The sequence below is a fragment of the Kaistia defluvii genome, from assembly GCF_040548815.1.
Classification (GTDB): domain Bacteria; phylum Pseudomonadota; class Alphaproteobacteria; order Rhizobiales; family Kaistiaceae; genus Kaistia; species Kaistia defluvii_A.
Genome location: NZ_JBEPSM010000002.1, coordinates 195,537 through 214,534 on the forward strand (window position 1 = coordinate 195,537; position 18,998 = coordinate 214,534).

Sequence of the window (18,998 nt, forward strand, 5' to 3'; positions counted from 1 at the left end):
GACTATAGACGAATTGTCGATGGGCACGAACCCGGACAATCGGGCTGCCCGGACAGGCGTGGCGGGGGAGCCAATGGGCTATGGGTGGAATCCGCCGGGCGGGGAGCCGCCGGACGAGCCGCTGCGCTATGCGGTTCTGGCCGCACGCCTCGGGCTTCCCTTCGATCTCGCGCCGAAGAAGAATTTTGAAACCGTGGTGCCGCACGAGGGTGGCGTCGGTGACGTGCAACGCCTCGCGGCGGGCATTCGCGCCGGCCGTGTCGCCATGCTCGACGATGGCGGGTCGCGCCGCCTGGTGATCGCGCCCCGTCCGCAGGATGCGGACAGGCTGGCGGAGGCGCTCGCCCGCAAGCCCGAACTGGCGGCGCGGCTGACGGTCACCACGCCCGCGGCGATCCGGCGCTGCCTCACAGAGGCGGCTGCGCCGCAACTGGTCGAGGAGGCGGTGTTCGGACTGGCTCGAAACCATCCGGACTGGTCGGCCCGTCGCCTGCTGACGCCGGCCCAGTCGCTGGGCGGGCTGGTGTTCCTGGCTCTGGTGGCGCTGGCGCTGTGGCAGACCGGCTGGCTGGTGGTGCAGATCTTCAACATCGCCGCCGGCCTGCTGTTCCTGGCGCTGGTCATGCTGCGCCTGCTCTCGATCAGCGTCGCGCTCGAGCGCACCTTCCGCCCGCCGCCCTCGATCGAGGTCGATCGGTCGCGCCTGCCGGTCTACAGCGTCCTCGTGCCGCTCTATGACGAGGCGCATATGGTGGCCGACCTGGCCCGGGCGCTCGACCGGCTCGATTGGCCGAAGGACCGGCTCGACATCAAGTTCATCGTCGAGGCGCGCGACCGCTCGACGAAGCGCGCGCTCGACCGTCTCGATCTCGGCCCGCATTTCGAGATCCTCGTCGTGCCGGACCGCGCCCCGCGCACCAAGCCGAAGGCGCTCGATTTCGCCCTGCCGCTGGCGCGCGGGCGCTTCGTCACCGTCTATGACGCCGAGGACCGGCCCGATCCCGGCCAGTTGCTGGAGGCCTACCTCGTCTTCAAGGCGGGGGACGAGCGCCTCGCCTGCATCCAGGCGCCGCTGCTGATCGACAATGATGACGTCAACGGCCTGACCGCCTTCTTCGCCATGGAATATTCCATGCAGTTCGACGGCGTGCTGCCGACATTGGCGGCGCTCGACATGCCCTTGCCGCTCGGCGGCACGTCGAACCATTTCCGCATCGAGGCGCTGCGCGCGGTCGGCGGCTGGGATCCGTACAATGTGACGGAGGACGCCGATCTCGGCATACGCTTCGTGCGCTGTGGTTATCGTTCCGGCACGATCACGCGGCCGACCTATGAGGAAGCGCCGCGCACGATGCGGCTCTGGCTGAAGCAGCGGACGCGCTGGCTCAAGGGGTGGATGCAGACGTCCCTGGTCCATACCCGCCACCCGATCCAGCTATGGCGCGGCATCGGCACGCGACGGATGCTCGGCTTCGTGCTGACCGGCTTCGGAACGCTGGTCGCGGCGGCGATCCACCCGGTCTATATCGCCTCGGCGGTGGCGCTGGTGATCGATCCGACGATCATCTGGCGGTCCGGCAGCCCGCTGGCGGCCGCGGTGATCTTCCTGAACGTGTTCAATTTCGTTGCCGGCTATGTCGCGTTCGGGATGCTGTCGCGCGCCACGCTGCGGCTGAGGCGCAAGAAGCGGCAGCCGGGCGTGCTGCCCTTCCTGCCGGGCTACTGGCTGCTGCTGTCGCTCGCCTGCTATCGCGCCTTCTTCCAGCTGATCGTCGCGCCGCATCACTGGGAAAAGACCCGGCATCACGGCCAGCAACCGCCCGCCCAGGCGATGGCCGCCAAGATCCCTCAGGCCCCGCCGCCCCGGCCGCCGAGGCTGCTGGCAGCGCCGCGATCACGGCTGCGGCAAGCCTGATCAATCGCGCCGGACGGCGATCCAGATGACGTGCTTGGCGCCGCTGCGGCCGCGATGGGCCTTGACCTTGACCTCTTCGACGGCGAAGCCGGCCTTGTTCAGCCTCTGGGTGAAGGCGGCGTTCGGGCCAGACGACCAGACGGCGAGCACGCCGCCGGGACGCAGCGCGGCAAAGGCGGCGCCAAGGCCGCGCATCGTGTAGAGCCCGTCATTCGACTCGCGCGTCAGCCCTTCCGGGCCATTGTCGACATCGAGCAGGATCGCGTCGAAACCCTTGCGGCCGGCGAGGATCAGCGGGCTGACATCGCCCTCGTGGATGGTGACGCGGGGATCGTCGAGGCAATCGCCGAACACCGGCTGCATCGGGCCGCGCGCCCAGGCGACGACCGCCGGCACCAGCTCCGCCACGGTGATCGCTGCGTCGGGGGCGAACTCGGCTAGCGCGGCGCGTAGCGTGAAGCCCATGCCGAGGCCGCCGATCAGCACGCTGGCCCCGGGCCGACCCGCGATCTTCGCGGCCGACAGGGAGGCGAGCGCCTCTTCCGAGCCGCTCAGCCGGCTGTTCATCAGCTCGTTCGAGCCGATCATGATCGAGAATTCGGCGCCGCGCTGCATCAGCCGCAGTTCGCCGCTGGCGCCGGGAATGGTTGCCGTATCGAGCCGGACCCAGGGTATCAAGCGCGCATTTCCATGGTTGCAGGGACAATCGCCGGCACCATACACGGGCCGGACGGGCTTGGCCGGTCAGGGATAGAAGTTCTTCGCTTCCCATTCGGAATGCGGCACGTGCCGGATGCCGTTCACGCTCAGCTTGGTTGTTTGCATATGGTCCGGCGTGACGGCGCAGCGATAGGAAAACTCGTACCATTCGCCCTTGCGCCGAAAGGCGCCGCCATCGCCTACGGCGACATCGCCGTTGATCTCCGGACGGTGCAGCATGTCGATGAAGGCGCGGTCCGTGACGCCGTCCTTGCGGCTCGAGGTCTTGTCCATCACGGCGATGTCGCAGACCTGGATCAGGCGCGTCGTTGCGTCGAGTTCCTTCAGGCTGGCGGCAAGGCCGGGGTCGACCGCGAGCGCAGAACCCGGCAGGGTGGCCATCAGGACAGGCAGGATCAGGGCCAGGCGGCGCATCGCGGTTTCCTTTCAGGGGTATTCAAGGGCGTCAGCGACGACCGGCAGCGGTTGCCGGGGCCGTCTGGTGCACTGGGGCCGTCGCGGAAGGAACGTAGAAGGGCGCGGCCAGGCGGAGGGGGCAGCGTGGGACTTTCTCTTGGCTGATCGGGAAGGCTAGCCGTCGACCAGGCGATGGCCGGCGATGGCGTGGACGGCGTCGCCCAGCATCCAGGCGTGGAAGGCGCGGCCGTCGAAGAGGGGCCGGAACGCCGCGTCGAGCACGTTGAGGCCGCCGGCCAGGGCGCCAAAGGCCGGCAGGACCAGGCGCCGGCCATCGGCCGCGAAGCAGCGGCGGCGGATCGAACGGCCACGGCCGACAAGCCGGGCGGAGGGGTGCAGGTGGCCGGCGATCTCGCCCGGCTGCGCGCCAGGACGGGGCTCGTGACGGAAGGTGAGGGGGCCGATCGAAAGCTCGCTCGTCGACCAGCCGCCGAGGTCGCGCGGCGGGTCGGGGTCGTGGTTGCCGGCGATCCAGATCCATTCCGCCGCGGCGGTCATCGCGCGCAGCGAGGCGCGGTCGGCGGCGTTCAACCGGTCGCCGGCGCTCCGGTCATGAAAGCTGTCGCCAAGCGCGATGACGCGGGAAGGCGCCAGGCGGGCGAGGATCGCGGCCAACCGCTGCAGCGTCGCCATCGTGTCATAGGGCGGCAGCATCTGGCCGCGCCGCGCGAAGGACGATCCTTTTTCAAGATGCAGGTCGGCGACGATGAGCGTCCGCTCCTCTGGCCACCAGAGGGCGCCCTCGACGAGCGGGATCAGCGACACGGAGGCGACCGAAAGGCCCGGCTGCGCCGTTTCCGTCTCGATTCGCGCCACTGCCTCGCTCTGCATTCCAGCCTTCGTCTCCGGGGAATCTCGCCCGACGCATCCGATTCACGTCGAGTTTAGCATTCGAAGACGCGGCGAACACCCCGAAGCCCTGATTCCGATCGCCGCAGCGGTCCAGATGGAGGAGTCGAGGATGGAGGCAAGGGCAGGGAGCGGACGGAAACCTCACTCCACTTCGGCTGGCGCTTCGGTCATCTCGCCAATGGCCTCGCGAACCAGATCGTCCGCATTCTCGCGCAGGATTTCCTCGTTGGCCTGGCCCGCGACGGGCTCCCGGCCGATATCCAGCATGACAGGCACGGCGAGCGGCGAGACGCGGTCGAGCGGCTGGTGGCGGATATGGTCCTTCACCCGCGCCAGCATGTCGGAAAGGCGACGCACGTCGAGCAGGCCGGTCGCGGCATCGGCCCAGGTCGCCTGCAGCAGGATGTGGTCGGGCTCGTGCGAGCGCAGCACGTCGTAGATCAGGTCGGTCGAGATCGTCACCTGGCGGCCGGACTTCTCCTTGCCGGGGTGGCGGCGCTCGATCAGCCCGGAGATCAGCGCGCAGTTTCGAAAGGTCCGCTTGAGCAGATGGCTCTCCGCCAGCCAGGCGTCGAGATCGTCGCCCAGCATGTCCTGGTCGAACAGGTCGCCGACCGAAGGCTTCTGCTTGGCGAAGGCCGCGCCCATGTCGCCGAGCCCCCAGACCGCCAGCGCATAATCGGAAGCCACAAAGCCCATGGGCTTCAGCTTGGCCCGCTCCAGCCGCCGCGTCAGCAGCATGCCGAGCGTCTGGTGCGCCAGCCGTCCCTCGAACGGGTAGGCGACCATGTAGAAGCGATTTCCGCGCGGGAACGTCTCGACCAGCAGCTCGTCGCGCTTCGGCAGGACGGACGCCCATTGCTGCAGGGCGAGCCAGTCCGAAACCTGGTGCGGCAGCCGGCCCCAGGCGGATTCGTCGGCGAGCAGGCCGCGCACCCCGTCGGCGAGGTAGGTCGAGAGCGGAAATTTCCCGCCCTGGTAGGACGGCACCTTGGGCGCCTCGTTCACCGTGCGGCTGACGATCGCTTCATTGTCACGGATGCCTTCCAGGCGCAGCACCAGGCCGGAAAACAGAAAGGTGTCGCCCGGCGAAAGGGCTTCGGCGAAATTCTCCTCGACCTCGCCGAGCACCCGGCCGCCCATGCCGAGCGGCCCGCCGCGCCTGCGCGAGGCCAGGCGAACCTTCAGCATGGGGGACTCCACAATGGTGCCGACATTCAGCCGGTACTGCTGGGCAACCGCGGGGTTTGAAATCCGCCAGAGGTCGTCCGGGCCGCGCCGGATCTTGGCGAAGCGCTCATAATTGCGCAGCGCATAGCCGCCCGTGGCGACGAAATCGATCACCTGCTCGAAGATCTCGCGCGGCAGTTCGGTGTAGGGAGCGGCGGAGGTGACCTCGTCATGCAGCGCCTCGACCGAAAACGGCGCCGCGCAGGCCATGCCCAGCACATGCTGCGCCAGAACGTCCAGCGAACCCGCCTTCAGCCTCGGCGTATCCTGCGCACCGGATGTGCTCGCCTCCAGCGCCACGGTGCATTCCATCACCTCGAAGCGGTTGGCCGGCACCAGCAGGGCGCGCGAGGGCTCGTCCATGCGGTGGTTGGCGCGGCCGATGCGCTGCGCCAGACGGCTGGCGCCTTTCGGCGCGCCGATATTGATGACGAGGTCGACATCGCCCCAGTCGATGCCGAGGTCCAGCGTGGAGGTGCAGACGACGCAGCGCAGGCTGCCGGCCGCCATCGCCGTCTCGACCTTACGGCGCTGGCCGACCTCGAGCGAGCCGTGATGCAGCGCGATCGGCAGCGCGTCCTCGTTGACCTGCCAGAGCTCCTGGAAGACCCGTTCGGCCTGGCTGCGGGTGTTGACGAAGACCAGCACCATGCTGTTGGCGCGGACGGCCTCGTAGATCTCGCCGATCGCATGCACGGCCGAGTGGCCTGCCCAGGGCAGCCGCTCTTCCGTGTCGAGGATGGTGATCTCGGGCTTGGCGCCGCCGGAGACGGTGACGAGATCGGCCAGCACCCGTTCCGCTTCCGGCGCCTGCGGCATCAGCCAGGCGCGCAGATCGTCGGGCTCCGAGACGGTGGCTGAAAGGCCGACAGCACGCAGGCCCGGCGCCAGCTTGCGCAACCGGGCGAGGCCGAGCGAAAGCAGGTCGCCGCGCTTGGCCGTCACCAGCGCGTGCAATTCGTCGAAGATGACGGTCTCGAGATCGCCGAAAAAGCGGCCGGCATCGGGATTGGAAATCAGCAGCGCCAGTTGCTCCGGCGTCGTCAGCAGGATTTCCGGCGGCTTCAGTTTCTGGCGCTGGCGCTTGTGCGCCGGCGTATCGCCCGTGCGGGTCTCGATCGCGATCTTGAGGCCGATCTCGGCGACCGGCGCTTCCAGATTGCGCGCAATGTCGACGGCGAGCGCCTTCAGAGGCGAGATGTACAGCGTGTGCGGTCCGCGCCCGCCTTTGCCCGCCGGCGGCCGGGTCGCCAGGTCGACGAGGCTGGGCAGGAAGCCGGCCAGAGTCTTGCCGGCGCCGGTCGGCGCGATCAGCAGCGCGGAATGCCCCTCGCGCGCTTTTTGGAGAAGGGCGAGCTGATGCGGCCGCGGCGCCCAGCCGCGACGGGCGAACCAGTCGAGAAAGGGGGCGGGCAGGAGGTCTGGGGAGGATCCGGCGTCGGGGCTTTCGGTCACGATCTAGAGGTAGGAGCGGGGAGGGCGGAAGTCGAGGGTGTTGAGCATCGGGCGCGAACGCGTGCAGCCACGCCCTCAGCCAACATCCTGAGGCGCTTCGCGTCAGCGAAGCCTCGAAGGAGGGTCCAGCGGAGCAGGCCATTCTTTCACTGGAGTTCCAATAGATCCCTTCGCCAACGGTGTCGTCTGGATCTTCCTTCGAGGCCCGGCTCTGCCGGGCACCTCAGGATGAGGATGGAGTCTTGGACCGCAAAGAGAGGAAGGGTTTTTGAGGCTTATCCGCTCCATCGTCCTCTTTCGAGATCGGCTGCAGGGGCTTTCATTGCCAAATTCCATCCCTATCCTAAGGAGATGATCCGTCCCGAAGAACTCCTCTGCCCGACGCCCGATGGTCTCTGGTGCCCGCTCGGCGGGTTCCATATCGATCCCGTGCGTCCGGTCGCGCGCGCCTTGATCACGCATGGCCATGCCGACCACGCCCGCCCCGGCCATCAGGCCGTGATGGCGACGCGCGAGACGCTGAAGATCATGGCGGCGCGCTATGGCGAGGGTTTCACCACCAGCCAGACGGTGGCGCATTTCGGCGAGGTCACGCGCATCGGCGACGTCACCGTGCAGTTCCACCCCGCCGGCCATGTGCTGGGCTCGGCGCAGATCGCTGTCGAGGCGAAGGGTCTGCGCATCGTCGCTTCCGGCGACTACAAGCGCCGGCGCGATCCGACCTGCGCGCCGTTCGAGCCGGTGCAATGCGACGTCTTCATCACCGAGGCGACCTTCGGCCTGCCGGTGTTCCGCCATCCCGATGACAGCCACGAGATCCACAAGCTGCTGGCCTCGCTCGCGGCCTTCCCGGAGCGGGCGCATCTGGTCGGCGCCTATGCGCTGGGCAAGGCGCAGCGGGTGATCAAGCGGCTGCGCGAGGAAGGCTACGACCGGACGATCTACATCCACGGCGCGCTGGAAAAGCTCTGCCGGCTCTACGAGGAAGAGGGCATCGACCTGGGCCCGCTGGAGCAGGCGACCGTCGAAACCGGGCGCAAATCCAAGGACGCCGTCGATTTCGCCGGTGCCGTGGTAGTGGGGCCGCCATCGGCCTTCGCCGATCGCTGGGCGCGGCGCTTTCCCGATCCGGTCTCGTGCTTTGCCTCGGGGTGGATGTCGATCCGCCAGCGCGCCAAGCAGCGCGGCGTCGAGCTGCCGCTGATCATCTCGGATCATTGCGACTGGGGCGAACTGACCGAGACCATCGCCGAGATTGCTCCCGCCGAGGTCTGGGTCACGCATGGCCGCGAGGAGGCGCTGGTGCGATGGTGCGAACTGGCCGGCATCCGCGCCCGTCCCCTGCACATGGTCGGCTACGAGGACGAGGCGGAGTAGGCTTGGTTTCTTACCTCTCCCTCAGGGAGAGGTGAAGAATGGTGCCTGCGTTTGCCCCAGCTAGTGCCGCGTTTCGCGCCAGAGCAGGAACATCGACGCGCCGACGATCAGCGCCGCCCCGAGCCAGAGCTGGCTTGACGGCACCCAGCCGAAGACGAGCCAGCCGGCGAGCACGTTGAGCGGCAGCTTCACATGGTCGAAGGGCTGCACATAGGCGGCGTCCGCCTTGGCATAGGCGAGCGCCAGAAAGCCCTGCGCGGCGGCGGTGAGCACACCGACCGCGACGATCGCCATCCAGGCATCGCCGGAGGGAATGGCGATGCCGGAAGGCAGCGCCAGCACCAGATTGACCGGCGCGAGCAGCAGCAGAAGCCAGGCCGTCACGGTCTCGGGGCTGTCCTCGGCGAGCAGCTTCTTCTGGATCAGCGAGACGCCGGCCCACAGTACCGAGGCCACCAGCGGATAAAGGCTGGCGGTGGTGAAACTGGCGGAGAACGGATCCAGGATGATCAGCCCGCCGGCAAAGCCGACCAGCACGGCGAGCCAGCGCTCGAGCGAGACCTTTTCGCCCAGGAACATCCCGGCACCGAGCGTGACGATGAAGGGCGAGGTCATGACCAGCGCGATCGCCTGGCCGATCGGCACGGCATGCGAGAGGCCGAGCACCCAGAACTGCACGCCCACGGCGGCGAACAGCACACGCAACGCCTGCAGGCCGGGACGGCGGGATCTGAGCGAGGGCAGGCCGCGTCGCGCCGCCCAGGGCAGGATGACGACGAGGGCGACGGCATATTGCAGGAAGGCCGCCGTCGGCGCCGGCAGGTGCAGGGTGACGGTGGCGATCTGTTCGAGCGTGTTGACGCCGGCAAAGGCGACGCCGGCCAGGATCATCCAGAAGGCGCCCGCCACGGGCGCTCCGAGAGCGGAAGGTTTGGTAAGGGTAGACTGACTCATGTTGGTTCCCATCGGGTTCGACAACACGAAATCAGGGCATGAGCGAATAGGCACGCGCCGGCCGCAAGCGGCCGGTTCGCATCGTCTTCGCCGTTCTCTTCCATCCGGACTATGACCGTCGGCTTCGGAATTCAACCGAATCTGCTGACCCTTCCCGTTGGAACGGAAAGGCGCTCGCGGGCTTGAAGGAAAACCTTCTTACCGCCGGTGGGGAGTTGCACCCCGCCCTGAGAACGAGTCCCGGCCGCGAGGCCGAGCCGCCGATATTTAGGCGCTTGGCCGCATCACCGCAACCCGTGGCCGGGCAGGGGCTTTTCGCAGCCGGTTGCAGAACCTAGATTGGCGCCATGCAGGATTTTGCCGCCCTCCTCGACCGCCTGATCCTGACGCCCTCGCGCAACGCCAAGCTGCGGCTGATGGCGGAGTATTTCCGGGTCACCCCCGACCCCGATCGCGGCTGGGCGCTGGCGGCGCTGACTGGCGGGCTCGACGTGCCCTCGGTGAAGCCGGCCATGCTGCGTGCGCTGGTGGCCGAGCGCATCGACGAGGTGCTGTTCGCCTATTCCTATGACTATGTCGGCGACCTCGCCGAGACGATCGCGCTGGTGTGGGACGAGCGCGGCGGCCTGACGATGCGCGCCAACCCCACCGCGCAAACCGGCAGCAACATCCCGTCGATCTCGGCGATCGTCGAGACGCTGCTCGCCTCGTCGCGCGCCGATGGGCCGAAGCGGGTGGCGGCGTTTCTCGACGCGCTCGATTCCGATGGCCGCTGGGCGCTGCTGAAGCTCGTCACCGGCGGGCTGCGCATCGGCGTCTCGGCGCGGCTTGCCAAGCAGGCGCTGGCCGATTTCGGCGCCGAGAAGATCGAGGGCTTGCAGGTCAACGAAATCGAGGAGCTCTGGCACGGGCTGAAGCCGCCCTATCTGGCGCTGTTCGCCTGGCTGGAGGGGCGGGAGGAAAAGCCGATCTCCTCGGCGCGCGGTCCGTTCCGGCCGGTCATGCTGGCGCAGCCGCTGGAGGAAAACGACCTTCCGCGCATCGTGCCGGAGGTCTATGCGGCCGAGTGGAAATGGGACGGCATCCGCGTCCAGGCCGTGTCGGACGCCGGCGTGCGACGGCTCTATACCCGCACCGGCGAGGATATCGGCGATACCTTCCCCGACATGCTCGACGCGCTCGATTTCGACGGCGCCATCGATGGCGAATTGCTGGTCGGCCGGCGCGCGGGCGAGGCGATCGAGCCGGGCTCGTTCTCCGAGTTGCAGCAGCGGCTCAACCGCAAGACCGTCTCCGGCAAGCTGATCGCCAGCCATCCGGCCTTCATCCGCGCCTATGATTGCCTGGTCGACGGCACGGACGATCTTCGAACGCTGCCGTTCCGCGAGCGGCGGACGCGGCTCGAAACAATGGTCGCCCGCTCGCTCGCCGGCCGCATCGACCTGTCGCCGCTGGTTGCCTTTGACACGGCCGACGACCTGATGGCGAAGCGCAGCCTGCCGCCGGTGCCCATCATCGAAGGGCTGATGCTGAAGCGCTGGGACTCGGTCTACGAGCCGGGCCGGCCCAAGGGTCCGTGGTTCAAGTGGAAGCGCGATCCCTACACCGTCGACGCCGTTCTGATGTATGCGCAGCGCGGCCATGGCAAGCGCTCGTCCTTCTATTCGGATTACACCTTCGGCGTCTGGAAGGCCGGCGAGGGCGGCGACGAGCTGGTACCGGTGGGCAAGGCCTATTTCGGCTTCACCGACGAGGAACTGGTCGAGATCGATCGCTTTGTCCGCCGCAACACGCTGAACCGCTTCGGGCCGGTGCGCGAGGTAACCCACAACGCCGATGTCGGGCTGGTGCTGGAAGTCGCGTTCGAGGGGCTGAACCGGTCGGCCCGGCACAAGTCGGGCGTCGCGATGCGCTTTCCCCGCGTCAGCCGGCTGCGCTGGGACAAGCCGCCCCGCGAGGCGGACCGCATCGAGACGTTGGAAGCGTTGCTCGAGCCCGAGGCGGGGTGAAACGCGGGCTACGATTTTAGCCCGTTTTCCCGCCGCAGGGATCCGCTATCATCCGGCCGAATCGAACGCCGGCCCCACGTCGGGGCGGCGTCACAGGAGATGACGATGAACGGCCTTCAACGCTTCATGGGCGGCTCGCCCGCCCAGGTTCTGCTTCGGCTGATCGTCATTTCCCTGATCGTCGGCATCGTGCTGTCGGCGCTCGGCATCTCGCCCTACGATATCGTCCACAACGCCCAGCAGATGGTCCGGCGCGTCTGGAACATGGGCTTCGGCGCGATCGAATGGGTCTGGCAGTATTTCCTGCTCGGTGCGGTGATCGTCATCCCGGTCTGGATCGTCATCCGCCTGCTCAATCTCGGCAAGGGCGGCTGAGGACTTCCGCGACCCCGCTCAATCCCTGCGGAAGATGACGCCGGCCAGCCAGCCGGTGAAGACGGCGAGGATGACGCAGATCAGGCCGTAGATCAGGCCCTGATTGTGGGCGAGGTCGAAGGTGAACTGCTCGAAGCCCATCTTGGAGATGCGGATCTCCGACTGGTCGGAGGCGAGCATCGCGCCGTCGCGGAACAGATAGACCGTCACGACGTAGCGTCCGACTGGCACATTGGCCGGGATCTGCACGGCGGTCTGGAAAATCTCCGTGCCGGGGAACTTCACCCCATAGGCCTCGCTGCGATAGAGCCCGTCCTGCTGCTTTAGGCGAACGAAGGCCTGGCGAAACGCATCGTCCTGTCCGGCGCTCTGCGCTCCGTCGTCGGCCGAGACGGGAAAGACGAGGTCGTCGGCGCCGATCTGGAAGCGTTTCAGGATCTGCGGCGTGGTCACCTCGGATAGCGGCCGAGACGCATTCACCGCATAGAACGAGGGAATGTTGACGAAGGTGCGCGATGCGCTGTTGAGCCAGACGCCGACAAAGCGGTCCTTGCGGCGGGTGACGACGGTCTCGGGCGGTCCTTTGACGGAAACCACGACGTCGTAGAACTCGGCCCGCGAGACGGTTGCAGCGTCCCGCTCGATCGCGCCGAAGACCGTGATGCTCGTGCCGGTGAAGTTGGAGGTGATCCGGACTTCCTCGGCCGAAAGCGCGACGATCAGCTGCTCGGCGCGCGCGGGCGTCGCCGCCAGCGCGAGGGCGCAGAGCGTGAACCAGGCGGCGAACCTCGTCACCGCGTGTCGCCCGCCAGCGTCGCCAGCGAAAACAATTCCGCCGGCGTTTGCACGAGATCGACGAAGAAGCGGATGCCGACGCCTAGCACCAGCAGCGCCAGCATGGCGCGCAGCTGGTCGCCGCGCACATGAGCGCCCACCCGCGCGCCGAACTGGGCGCCGATGACGCCGCCCACCATCAGGATCAGCGCCAGCACGCCATCGACCGTGTGGTTGCTGGTCGATTGCAGCACGGTGGCAACCGCCATGGTGCCCGTCATCTGGATCAGCGAGGTGCCGATGACGATGTTGGTCGGCACGCGCAGCAGGTAGATCAGCGCCGGCACGAGGATGAAGCCGCCGCCAATGCCGAGCAGCGAGCCCAGGATGCCGATGCCGACGCCGATGGCGATGATCGGGATGACGCTGACATAGAGCTTGGAGCGCTTGAAGCGCATCTTGAACGGCAGGCCATGCGCCCAATTGTGCTGGCCGGGCCGGCGTAGCGGCGCCGGGCGGCCCTTGCGCGCATTGATCATGGCGCGGATCGATTCCGTCAGCATCAGCCCGCCGACCAGGCCGAGGAAGGTGACGTAGCAAAGCGCGATGACGAGATCGAGCTGGCCCCAGCGGCGCAACAGGCTGAAGATCCCGACGCCGATCGACGAGCCGACCACGCCGGAGGCGACCAGCACCCCGGCGAGCTTCATGTCGATCATCCGGCGGCGATAATAGGTGATCGCGGCCGAGGAGGACGAGGCGACGACCTGCGCTGTCGTGCTGGCGACTGCCACGGCCGGCGAGATGCCCGAGAAGATCAGGAGCGGTGTCAGCAGGAAGCCGCCGCCCACCCCGAACAGGCCCGAAAGAAAGCCCACGGCGCCGCCCATGCCGAAGATGATGAACATGTTCACCGGCATCTCGGCTATGGGGAGGTAGATCTGCACGACGACCGAACCGCTGGCGAAGGGTGGCGTGGAGGCAAGGGCCGGGACGGCCGACGAAGCCCGGCCGGGCATCAGCCCGGCAAGGCCATAGGCGGCATCGCTGACGAAATCATGACGCGATCGCCGACCGGGCCGATAAAGCCGCTTGGGCCAGCCCTGTCAACGCCTGTTCCGGCGGCAGCGGCGAACGCGCCAGCCGTTGGTTCCGCTAGCCGCGCGTCGGGACGCCGGGCTTGGTGTCGCGCAGGGACGTCCGCGCGGTGGTCTGCTTCCATTCCGGCTTGATCGCGGGTTCCGAATTGGCGGTGGTGTCGAGCGGCTTCGGCTTGAAGGTCTGCACGGCGGCGCGGGCGGCGGCCAGCGCGTCGGGCTTCATCGCCTTGGCGACCTCGTCGCGGCGCTTGCCGGCATCGCGGTCGCCCTGCTGGGCCGCCAGCGCGAACCATTTGTAGGATTGCACCAGGTCAACGCCGACGCCGAGGCCGCGGGCATAGAGCACGCCCAGATTATACTGGCTGTCGGCGACATTCAGATTGGCGGCCTGGGTGAAATATTGCGCCGCGCGGACGTAGTCGGGCTCAGCCGTGGCGCCCTCGCTGAGCAGGACGGCCAGATTGTGCGTGGCGCGGGCATTGCCCTTCTCGCTCGCCTTGGCATACCAGGACTGCGCGAGCGACAGGTCGCGCGGTACGCCTTCGCCGCGCTCATACAGGCTGCCGATGCGGTATTGCGCCATGGCGAAGCCGGCCTTGGCGGAGCGCTCGTACCAGTCGGCGGCGAGACGCGGGTCCTGCGGCGTGCCGTTGCTGCCCTCGGCAAGGCGACGGGCAACCTCGAAGGCGGCGATGGGATCGCCCTTGGCGGCAGCGGTCTGCAGGGCCGAGCCATCCTCGGCGAGGTCGGGAATGGCGCTGAAGCTGGTCGCCGGCGGCGGGTCGGTCGCCAGGGCCGCGATCTCGCTGTCGCCCGCTTCGGGCGGCGTGAAAGCGAGCGCGCTGGTGCCGTCGGTCGAGGGCGCGACCATGGCGTTGGGCTGCGGGGCCGCGGCCGGCGGCGGCGTGACGTCGCGCATCGGCGTGGCCGGGATCGAGCCGGTGGCGACCGGGTCGGTGGCGGGCTTCTGGGCCTGGCGCGAGAGGGGCGGCGTCAGCTGCATCGCGCCGATCGCCAGAACGATGGCGGCGATCGCCAGCACGATCGGGCGGCGGCGCGAGCGCAGGGCATCGCCGATCCGCGCCAGCGTGCTCGGGCGGGCCTCATGGTCTTCGGCGACGGCTTCGGCGGACTCGGCCTGCGCTGCCTGGGCAGCGCGGCGGGCGGCGGCGATGAAGTCGGCCTTGCGGTCGCCGGGGCGGGTGGTTTGCGGCGCGACGCTGGTCTGCGTGCGGGCGATGCTCGCTTCGGGTTCGACGAAGGGTGGCAGCACCGGGCGGCCGGAGCCCGGCGCCAGCGGGCGGTCCGCCTCGGGCAGGCCATCGGCGAGCGAAGAAGCGGTTTCGCGCGGCGAAGGGGCGCGCGTCGCGGTCAGGGCGCCGGATGCCGCTCCCTCGTCGATCTCCAGCTGCGCGATGCGGCTGACGACCTTGGCGAGCGTGTTGTGCACGGCTTCCAGCGTGTCATGCGTCTGCCGGTCGGAGCGCTCGGCTGCCTGCTGCAACTGGCGCATGTCCTCGCGCAGCGCCTGGATCAGCGCGTCGTCGGTGCGGGCGGGCAGGGTGCTGGCGAATTCGCGGAAGGTCGAGCGCGCCGCGTCGCGGGCGGCTTCGATCGTGTCCTGCCGGGTATTGCCGAGCAGGTCCTGCAGCCGGTCGAGGTTTTCCTCGACGCGGGCCAGCGTGTGCACGCCGGGAACGGCGGAAAACTGCTCGGCGAGAGCGCCGACCTGCGCTTCGAGCTGCGCCAGCTGTTGGTTGTCGTCCTGGCGCGTCGTTGCGTCGAGCCGGCGAACCAGGGCCTGCATCTGCTCTTCGATGGCGTCGAACCGCGTCGGCCGGGCAAAATCCTCGCGCAGCTGCGTGATTTCCGAGCGCAGCCCGTCCAGCGCGTCGGGAGCGGCGGGCGCCCGCAGCGTCGGCAGTTCGGCGAGCGCGTCAAAGCGGCCGGCCAGCGCGTCAATCCGGTCTTCGAGCCGCGACAGCGCGGTGGAATCGAGGCCCACGGGACGCGGGTCGATCTCGTCGATCGTCGAGCGGATGCCGGCGATCTGCTTTTCCAGCCGGATCAGGGCCAGCGGATCGGCACCGCGCGAAAAGCCGTCCATGTCGCGGCGCAGCGCGTCGATCTCGCGCTCGATGCCGGAAAGGTCGACGGGAGGCGCGGGCCGGGCGGCCAGCGTGTCGATCGCCGCATGCAGGCCGGAAATCTGCCGCTCGACGGCGGCGCTGACCGCGTCGGAGCGGGAAATCGACAGCGAGGCGACCGCATTGCGGATATCCTCAAGCTCGGTCTCGACCTCGCGCGATGGCGCGACGGACTCGATCGAGTTGGCCAGCTGCGCGATCTCGCGCGCCAGCCGGTCGAAGCGTTCGGTCTCGGGCTCGCGGCGTACGATGTCGTCCAGCCGCTCGATGATGTGGCCATAGCCGGATTCGATGCTGGCGAGCGTCGTCTCGCGCGCCGCGAGATCCAGCGACTGGCGGATCTCGGCGAGGTCCTGGCGCAACTGGGCGATGGCGTCGGTTTCAGGCGCCGCCCGAGCGCCGCTCAGGGCCTCGATGCGGGCGGCCAGTTCGTTCTTCAGCGTCTGGGCGGCTTCGTCATGGCGGCGCGATTCGGCGCTGACGCGGCGGCCGAGCAGCGCGATGTCGTCGCGCAGCGCCGCGATGGCGTCCTCGATGGCAATGGCGTCGAACTGGTTCGCCGGCGCGCTGATCTCGTGATCGATCGCCTTCTGACGGCTGGAGATCTCGGCGATCGCCGCCTGCAGGCTGCTCAGCGTTTCGCGCGGGCGGGCGGGTTCCTCGATGGGGAGCGCACGGAAGGCAGGGTTTTGCGCCGGTGCGGCGGCCGCCTTGGCCGCGGCCAGCTGGGATGCGATGCCGGCGAGCCGTGTCTCGATCCCGCTCAGCCGTTCCGACTGGCGTTCGTCGAGCTGGCGGCCGAGGGCGTCGAAGCGGCCTTCGAGCGAGATGCGGGGATCGGGCTCGGCGGCCTTGGCCGGGGCGGGGGTCGGCGCGGGCGCGGCCGGCCGCTGGGTCGCGTGCCGGATCGGCTGGCGCGCCGAGGTGCCTTCGATCACTTCGATCTGCTGGGAGAGGCTGTCGACGAGGGCGGAGAGGGCGGCCAGACGTTCGGCGCCATCGGGCTCGGAGCGTCGCGGGAGGTCGGCCGCGGAACGCGGCGGCACGTCCGGGCCCGAACGGTTCGCTCCATAACCCGACCTGCTGCCAGTTTTCATGACGTCCAACCCCCGGATGCCCGTTATCAGCGGCATCGTCCCCGTTTCATCGTCTCGCCGCGCTCCGTGCCGTCGCATTCGGCTGCAGCGACGCGTGATTCCCACTCCCGCGTGTTCACGAAGATTGGCCGCAACATGGTAAACAACGCGTTAACCCTCTGCGCCATCGGCAACGCTTCGGTAAGGAGGCTTAACGGTTTTCCCCCGAATTGCTCCCTTTCTCGCCGTAAACCGCCGCTTTTGAAGTCCCACTTAACAGTTATCAGGAAAGAGATTTCCGTTAGGTGACGCTAAAGCGCTTTACCTGACGCTGCGACACCTGCATGACTGGAGAACGCATTTCGACGGGCCGCCCGTTGGCCCGCCGTTTTTCGCGACGATCAAGAATAAGGATGACAAGATGAGCATGGCCCAACTTGCGGGAATTTCCCGCGACGACATCGATGGTGCCGGTGCCTCTGATGGCAACAAGCAGACCACCTTCACCATTGGTGATCTGTCTCGCGAATTCGACGTAACGCTTCGCACGCTGCGTTTCTATGAGGACAAGGCCCTCCTGAACCCCCGCCGGGAAGGGCTGAACCGGATCTATTCGCGCCGCGACCGTTCGCGCCTCAAGCTGGTGCTGATGGGCAAGAAGGTCGGCTTCTCGCTGACCGAGATCAAGGAGATGCTCGATCTCTATGATCTGAAGGACGGCCAGGTTCTGCAGATGCGCCTGGCGCTGCGCAAGTTCAACGAACAGATCGACGTTCTGGAGCGCCAGAAGGTCGACATCGAGCAGGCGCTCGACGAATTGCGCCGCACCGTCGACGTCGTCGCCGGTCTGCTGCGCCAGAAGGAAGCCGGCGCCGCCTAAGGCGCCGGAACGAGGTTGGCTGGCTGCGCCGCTTTTCGGCGCGCCACCGAGGTCGGTGCCCGGAAATCTCCTACCGCGGGCACCGGCCTTGGCATTCCGACAAGCCATGCCGGGTTCGCCCGATGGGTTCTCCGTGCTAGCATGCTTCGGGGGCCAATCAGAGGGAGGAAGCCGATGCGGATCTTGTTTACCGCCTTGCGTGCCGGACTGATCCTGTTCGGACTGGCGGTCATGCCGATATCGACCTCGGCCCTTGCCGAGACGCCGACGGTCTCGCCGCCGCCACCGGCTGCCGCCGACGCGGCCCGCCCCGGGCGCTACACCATGGTTCCCGCCGAAGGCGGCTTTGTCCGCCTCGACACGGAAACCGGCACGGTATCGCATTGCCGGCGAGGAGATGCCGCGAGCGGCTCCGTCTGGACCTGCGCCGCCATTCCCGAGGACGTTCTGTCCCGCCCTGATCCCGCCGTCGCGCTCAGTGCCAAGGTCACGGAACTCGAACACGAGGTTGCCGATCTGCGCGCCCGGCTCGAGGACGTCGAGGGACGCGCCAACACGCGCGCCGTAGCGCCGACAGGGGATCCCGAACTCGACAAGGCGCTGAATTTCAGCGAGGAGCTGATGAGCCGCTTCTTCGGCATGGTGCGCGAGATGAAGCGCGAGGCGGACGGCGACAAGAGCTGAGCCGCCGCCGCGATCGCATCAGCCTGTCTTGAAGCGCTCGGTCGCTGCGACCAGTTCGTGAATGTTGCCAGGCTCCGACATGGCGTGGCCGGCATCCGGCACGATGTGCAGATCCGCCTTCGGCCACACCTTCGCCAGGTCCCAGGCGATCGCCGCCGGCGTGCAGAGGTCGTAGCGGCCATGCACGATGACGCCCGGAATGTCGGCGATCCGCCCGGCATTCGCCAGCAGGTAGTCGTCGCGCTCGAAGAAGCCCTTGTTGACGAAGTAGTGCGCCTCGATGCGGGCGAAGGCGAGCGCGTAATAGGGCGAGCCGAAGGCCGAGACGCGCAGCGGGTCCGGCAAGAGCGACAGCGCATTGCCCTCCCACATCGCCCAGTTGCGCGCCACCTTGATCTGCGAGGCTTCGTCGCCCGAGGTCAGGCGTCGGTGATAGGCGCCGATCATGTCGTGCCTCTCGTCTTCCGGGATCGGTGCCTGGTAGATCTCGAACGCCTCCGGCAATAGCCAGGACGCGCCTTCCTGGTAGAACCAGAGCAGTTCGCGCTGGCGCAGGGTGAAGATGCCGCGCAGCACCAGTTCGCTCACCCGCTCGGGATGGGTCTCGGCATAGGCGAGCGCCAGGCAGGAGCCCCAGGAACCGCCCAGCAGCTGCCAGCGCTCGATGCCGAGATGGGTCCGGATCCGCTCCATGTCGGCGACCAGGTCCCAGGTCGTGTTCTCGCGCAGTTCCGCATGCGGCGTCGAGCGGCCGCAGCCCCGCTGGTCGAACAGGATGATCCGATAGGCGGCGGGGTCGTGATAGCGCCGCATGTTAGGGCCGCAGCCGGCGCCCGGGCCACCATGCACCATCAGCACCGGCTTGCCCTGCGGATTGCCGCATTCCTCGACATGGATCTCGTGCAGATCCGACACCTTGAGCCGGTGGACCGCATAGGGCTCGATGGCGGGAAACAGCTGCAGGCGGCTCTGCGCGGATGAATCAGGCGGCATG

15 protein-coding genes and 1 riboswitch are annotated in these 18,998 nt (G+C 68.0%); of the genes, 6 read left to right on the forward strand and 9 right to left on the reverse strand.

Translation table 11 applies throughout. The features are described 5' to 3' along the window. Nucleotides 1-73 precede the first annotated feature (73 nt). Entirely contained in the window at nucleotides 74-1,915 is a 1,842-nt protein-coding gene (locus ABIE08_RS13930) for a glycosyltransferase family 2 protein (RefSeq protein WP_354551921.1), read from the forward strand. On the opposite strand, the gene ABIE08_RS13935 is transcribed toward ABIE08_RS13930, so the two are convergent. From ABIE08_RS13935 to ABIE08_RS13950, 4 genes are all read right to left on the reverse strand, one after another. Next, nucleotides 1,916-2,593 carry a spermidine synthase gene (locus ABIE08_RS13935; RefSeq protein ID WP_354551923.1) on the reverse strand — a complete coding sequence of 226 codons (678 nt, stop codon included), beginning with the start codon at nucleotides 2,591-2,593 and terminating at the stop codon, nucleotides 1,916-1,918. It abuts the gene before it with no gap. Between the two features lie 66 nt (nucleotides 2,594-2,659). Then, nucleotides 2,660-3,049: a DUF930 domain-containing protein gene (locus tag ABIE08_RS13940; protein ID WP_354551924.1), complete on the reverse strand. Its 390-nt coding sequence runs from the start codon at nucleotides 3,047-3,049 to the stop codon at nucleotides 2,660-2,662. A 156-nt stretch (nucleotides 3,050-3,205) separates the two neighbouring features. Then, nucleotides 3,206-3,922: a ligase-associated DNA damage response endonuclease PdeM gene (gene pdeM / locus ABIE08_RS13945; protein ID WP_354551926.1), complete on the reverse strand. Its 717-nt coding sequence runs from the start codon at nucleotides 3,920-3,922 to the stop codon at nucleotides 3,206-3,208. 162 nt (nucleotides 3,923-4,084) lie between these two features. Then, a complete protein-coding gene (locus tag ABIE08_RS13950) occupies nucleotides 4,085-6,628 on the reverse strand; it encodes a ligase-associated DNA damage response DEXH box helicase (RefSeq protein ID WP_354551928.1) in 2,544 nt (847 codons plus the stop codon). 354 nt (nucleotides 6,629-6,982) lie between these two features. On the opposite strand from ABIE08_RS13950, the gene ABIE08_RS13955 reads away from it, so the two are divergent. Then, complete coding sequence (locus ABIE08_RS13955) at nucleotides 6,983-8,005, forward strand: ligase-associated DNA damage response exonuclease (protein WP_354552790.1); 1,023 nt, start codon at nucleotides 6,983-6,985, stop codon at nucleotides 8,003-8,005. Between the two features lie 60 nt (nucleotides 8,006-8,065). Here ABIE08_RS13955 and ABIE08_RS13960 read toward each other — a convergent pair whose 3' ends face one another. Then, complete coding sequence (locus ABIE08_RS13960; RefSeq protein ID WP_354551929.1) at nucleotides 8,066-8,959, reverse strand: DMT family transporter; 894 nt, start codon at nucleotides 8,957-8,959, stop codon at nucleotides 8,066-8,068. Nucleotides 8,960-9,047: 88 nt separating this feature from the next. Continuing rightward, nucleotides 9,048-9,198, reverse strand: a riboswitch (FMN riboswitch). Between the two features lie 108 nt (nucleotides 9,199-9,306). Between ABIE08_RS13960 and ABIE08_RS13965 the strand changes: the two genes are divergently transcribed. Together ABIE08_RS13965 and ABIE08_RS13970 are read left to right on the forward strand one after the other, a co-directional pair. Further along, nucleotides 9,307-10,968 (forward strand): cisplatin damage response ATP-dependent DNA ligase, encoded by a 1,662-nt coding sequence (locus ABIE08_RS13965; RefSeq protein ID WP_354551931.1) that lies wholly within the window; start codon nucleotides 9,307-9,309, stop codon nucleotides 10,966-10,968. Nucleotides 10,969-11,073: 105 nt separating this feature from the next. Next, the gene (locus ABIE08_RS13970; RefSeq protein ID WP_354551933.1) at nucleotides 11,074-11,343 is read left to right on the forward strand and encodes a DUF6460 domain-containing protein; all 270 of its coding nucleotides are present in this window, start codon (nucleotides 11,074-11,076) and stop codon (nucleotides 11,341-11,343) included. Between the two features lie 18 nt (nucleotides 11,344-11,361). Here ABIE08_RS13970 and ABIE08_RS13975 read toward each other — a convergent pair whose 3' ends face one another. The 3 genes from ABIE08_RS13975 to ABIE08_RS13985 form a co-directional block, all read right to left on the reverse strand. After that, nucleotides 11,362-12,138 (reverse strand): TIGR02186 family protein, encoded by a 777-nt coding sequence (locus ABIE08_RS13975; protein WP_354551935.1) that lies wholly within the window; start codon nucleotides 12,136-12,138, stop codon nucleotides 11,362-11,364. After that, nucleotides 12,135-13,064 carry a sulfite exporter TauE/SafE family protein gene (locus ABIE08_RS13980; RefSeq protein WP_354552791.1) on the reverse strand — a complete coding sequence of 310 codons (930 nt, stop codon included), beginning with the start codon at nucleotides 13,062-13,064 and terminating at the stop codon, nucleotides 12,135-12,137. The genes ABIE08_RS13975 and ABIE08_RS13980 overlap by 4 nt, the downstream gene beginning before the upstream one ends. A gap of 208 nt (nucleotides 13,065-13,272) precedes the next feature. Further along, complete coding sequence (locus ABIE08_RS13985) at nucleotides 13,273-16,410, reverse strand: hypothetical protein (protein WP_354551937.1); 3,138 nt, start codon at nucleotides 16,408-16,410, stop codon at nucleotides 13,273-13,275. 451 nt (nucleotides 16,411-16,861) lie between these two features. On the opposite strand from ABIE08_RS13985, the gene ABIE08_RS13990 reads away from it, so the two are divergent. Continuing rightward, entirely contained in the window at nucleotides 16,862-17,320 is a 459-nt protein-coding gene (locus ABIE08_RS13990) for a MerR family transcriptional regulator (protein WP_266330781.1), read from the forward strand. 174 nt (nucleotides 17,321-17,494) lie between these two features. Then, nucleotides 17,495-18,004, forward strand: a complete 510-nt coding sequence (locus ABIE08_RS13995; RefSeq protein WP_354551939.1) for a hypothetical protein — start codon at nucleotides 17,495-17,497, stop codon at nucleotides 18,002-18,004. Between the two features lie 18 nt (nucleotides 18,005-18,022). Here the strand turns inward: ABIE08_RS13995 and pip are convergent, their stop codons facing one another. After that, a complete protein-coding gene (pip, locus tag ABIE08_RS14000) occupies nucleotides 18,023-18,997 on the reverse strand; it encodes a prolyl aminopeptidase (RefSeq protein WP_354551941.1) in 975 nt (324 codons plus the stop codon). Nucleotide 18,998 lies beyond the last annotated feature (1 nt).

Coding starts and splice junctions, on each gene's coding strand:
- ABIE08_RS13940 (WP_354551924.1), bottom strand. CDS start 3,049: ATGCGCCGCCTGGCCCTGATCCTGCCTGTCCTGATGGCCACCCTGCCG.
- ABIE08_RS13965 (WP_354551931.1), top strand. CDS start 9,307: ATGCAGGATTTTGCCGCCCTCCTCGACCGCCTGATCCTGACGCCCTCG.
- ABIE08_RS13995 (WP_354551939.1), top strand. CDS start 17,495: ATGCGGATCTTGTTTACCGCCTTGCGTGCCGGACTGATCCTGTTCGGA.
- pip (WP_354551941.1), bottom strand. CDS start 18,997: ATGCCGCCTGATTCATCCGCGCAGAGCCGCCTGCAGCTGTTTCCCGCC.
- ABIE08_RS13930 (WP_354551921.1), top strand. CDS start 74: ATGGGCTATGGGTGGAATCCGCCGGGCGGGGAGCCGCCGGACGAGCCG.
- pdeM (WP_354551926.1), bottom strand. CDS start 3,922: ATGCAGAGCGAGGCAGTGGCGCGAATCGAGACGGAAACGGCGCAGCCG.
- ABIE08_RS13970 (WP_354551933.1), top strand. CDS start 11,074: ATGAACGGCCTTCAACGCTTCATGGGCGGCTCGCCCGCCCAGGTTCTG.
- ABIE08_RS13990 (WP_266330781.1), top strand. CDS start 16,862: ATGAGCATGGCCCAACTTGCGGGAATTTCCCGCGACGACATCGATGGT.
- ABIE08_RS13960 (WP_354551929.1), bottom strand. CDS start 8,959: ATGAGTCAGTCTACCCTTACCAAACCTTCCGCTCTCGGAGCGCCCGTG.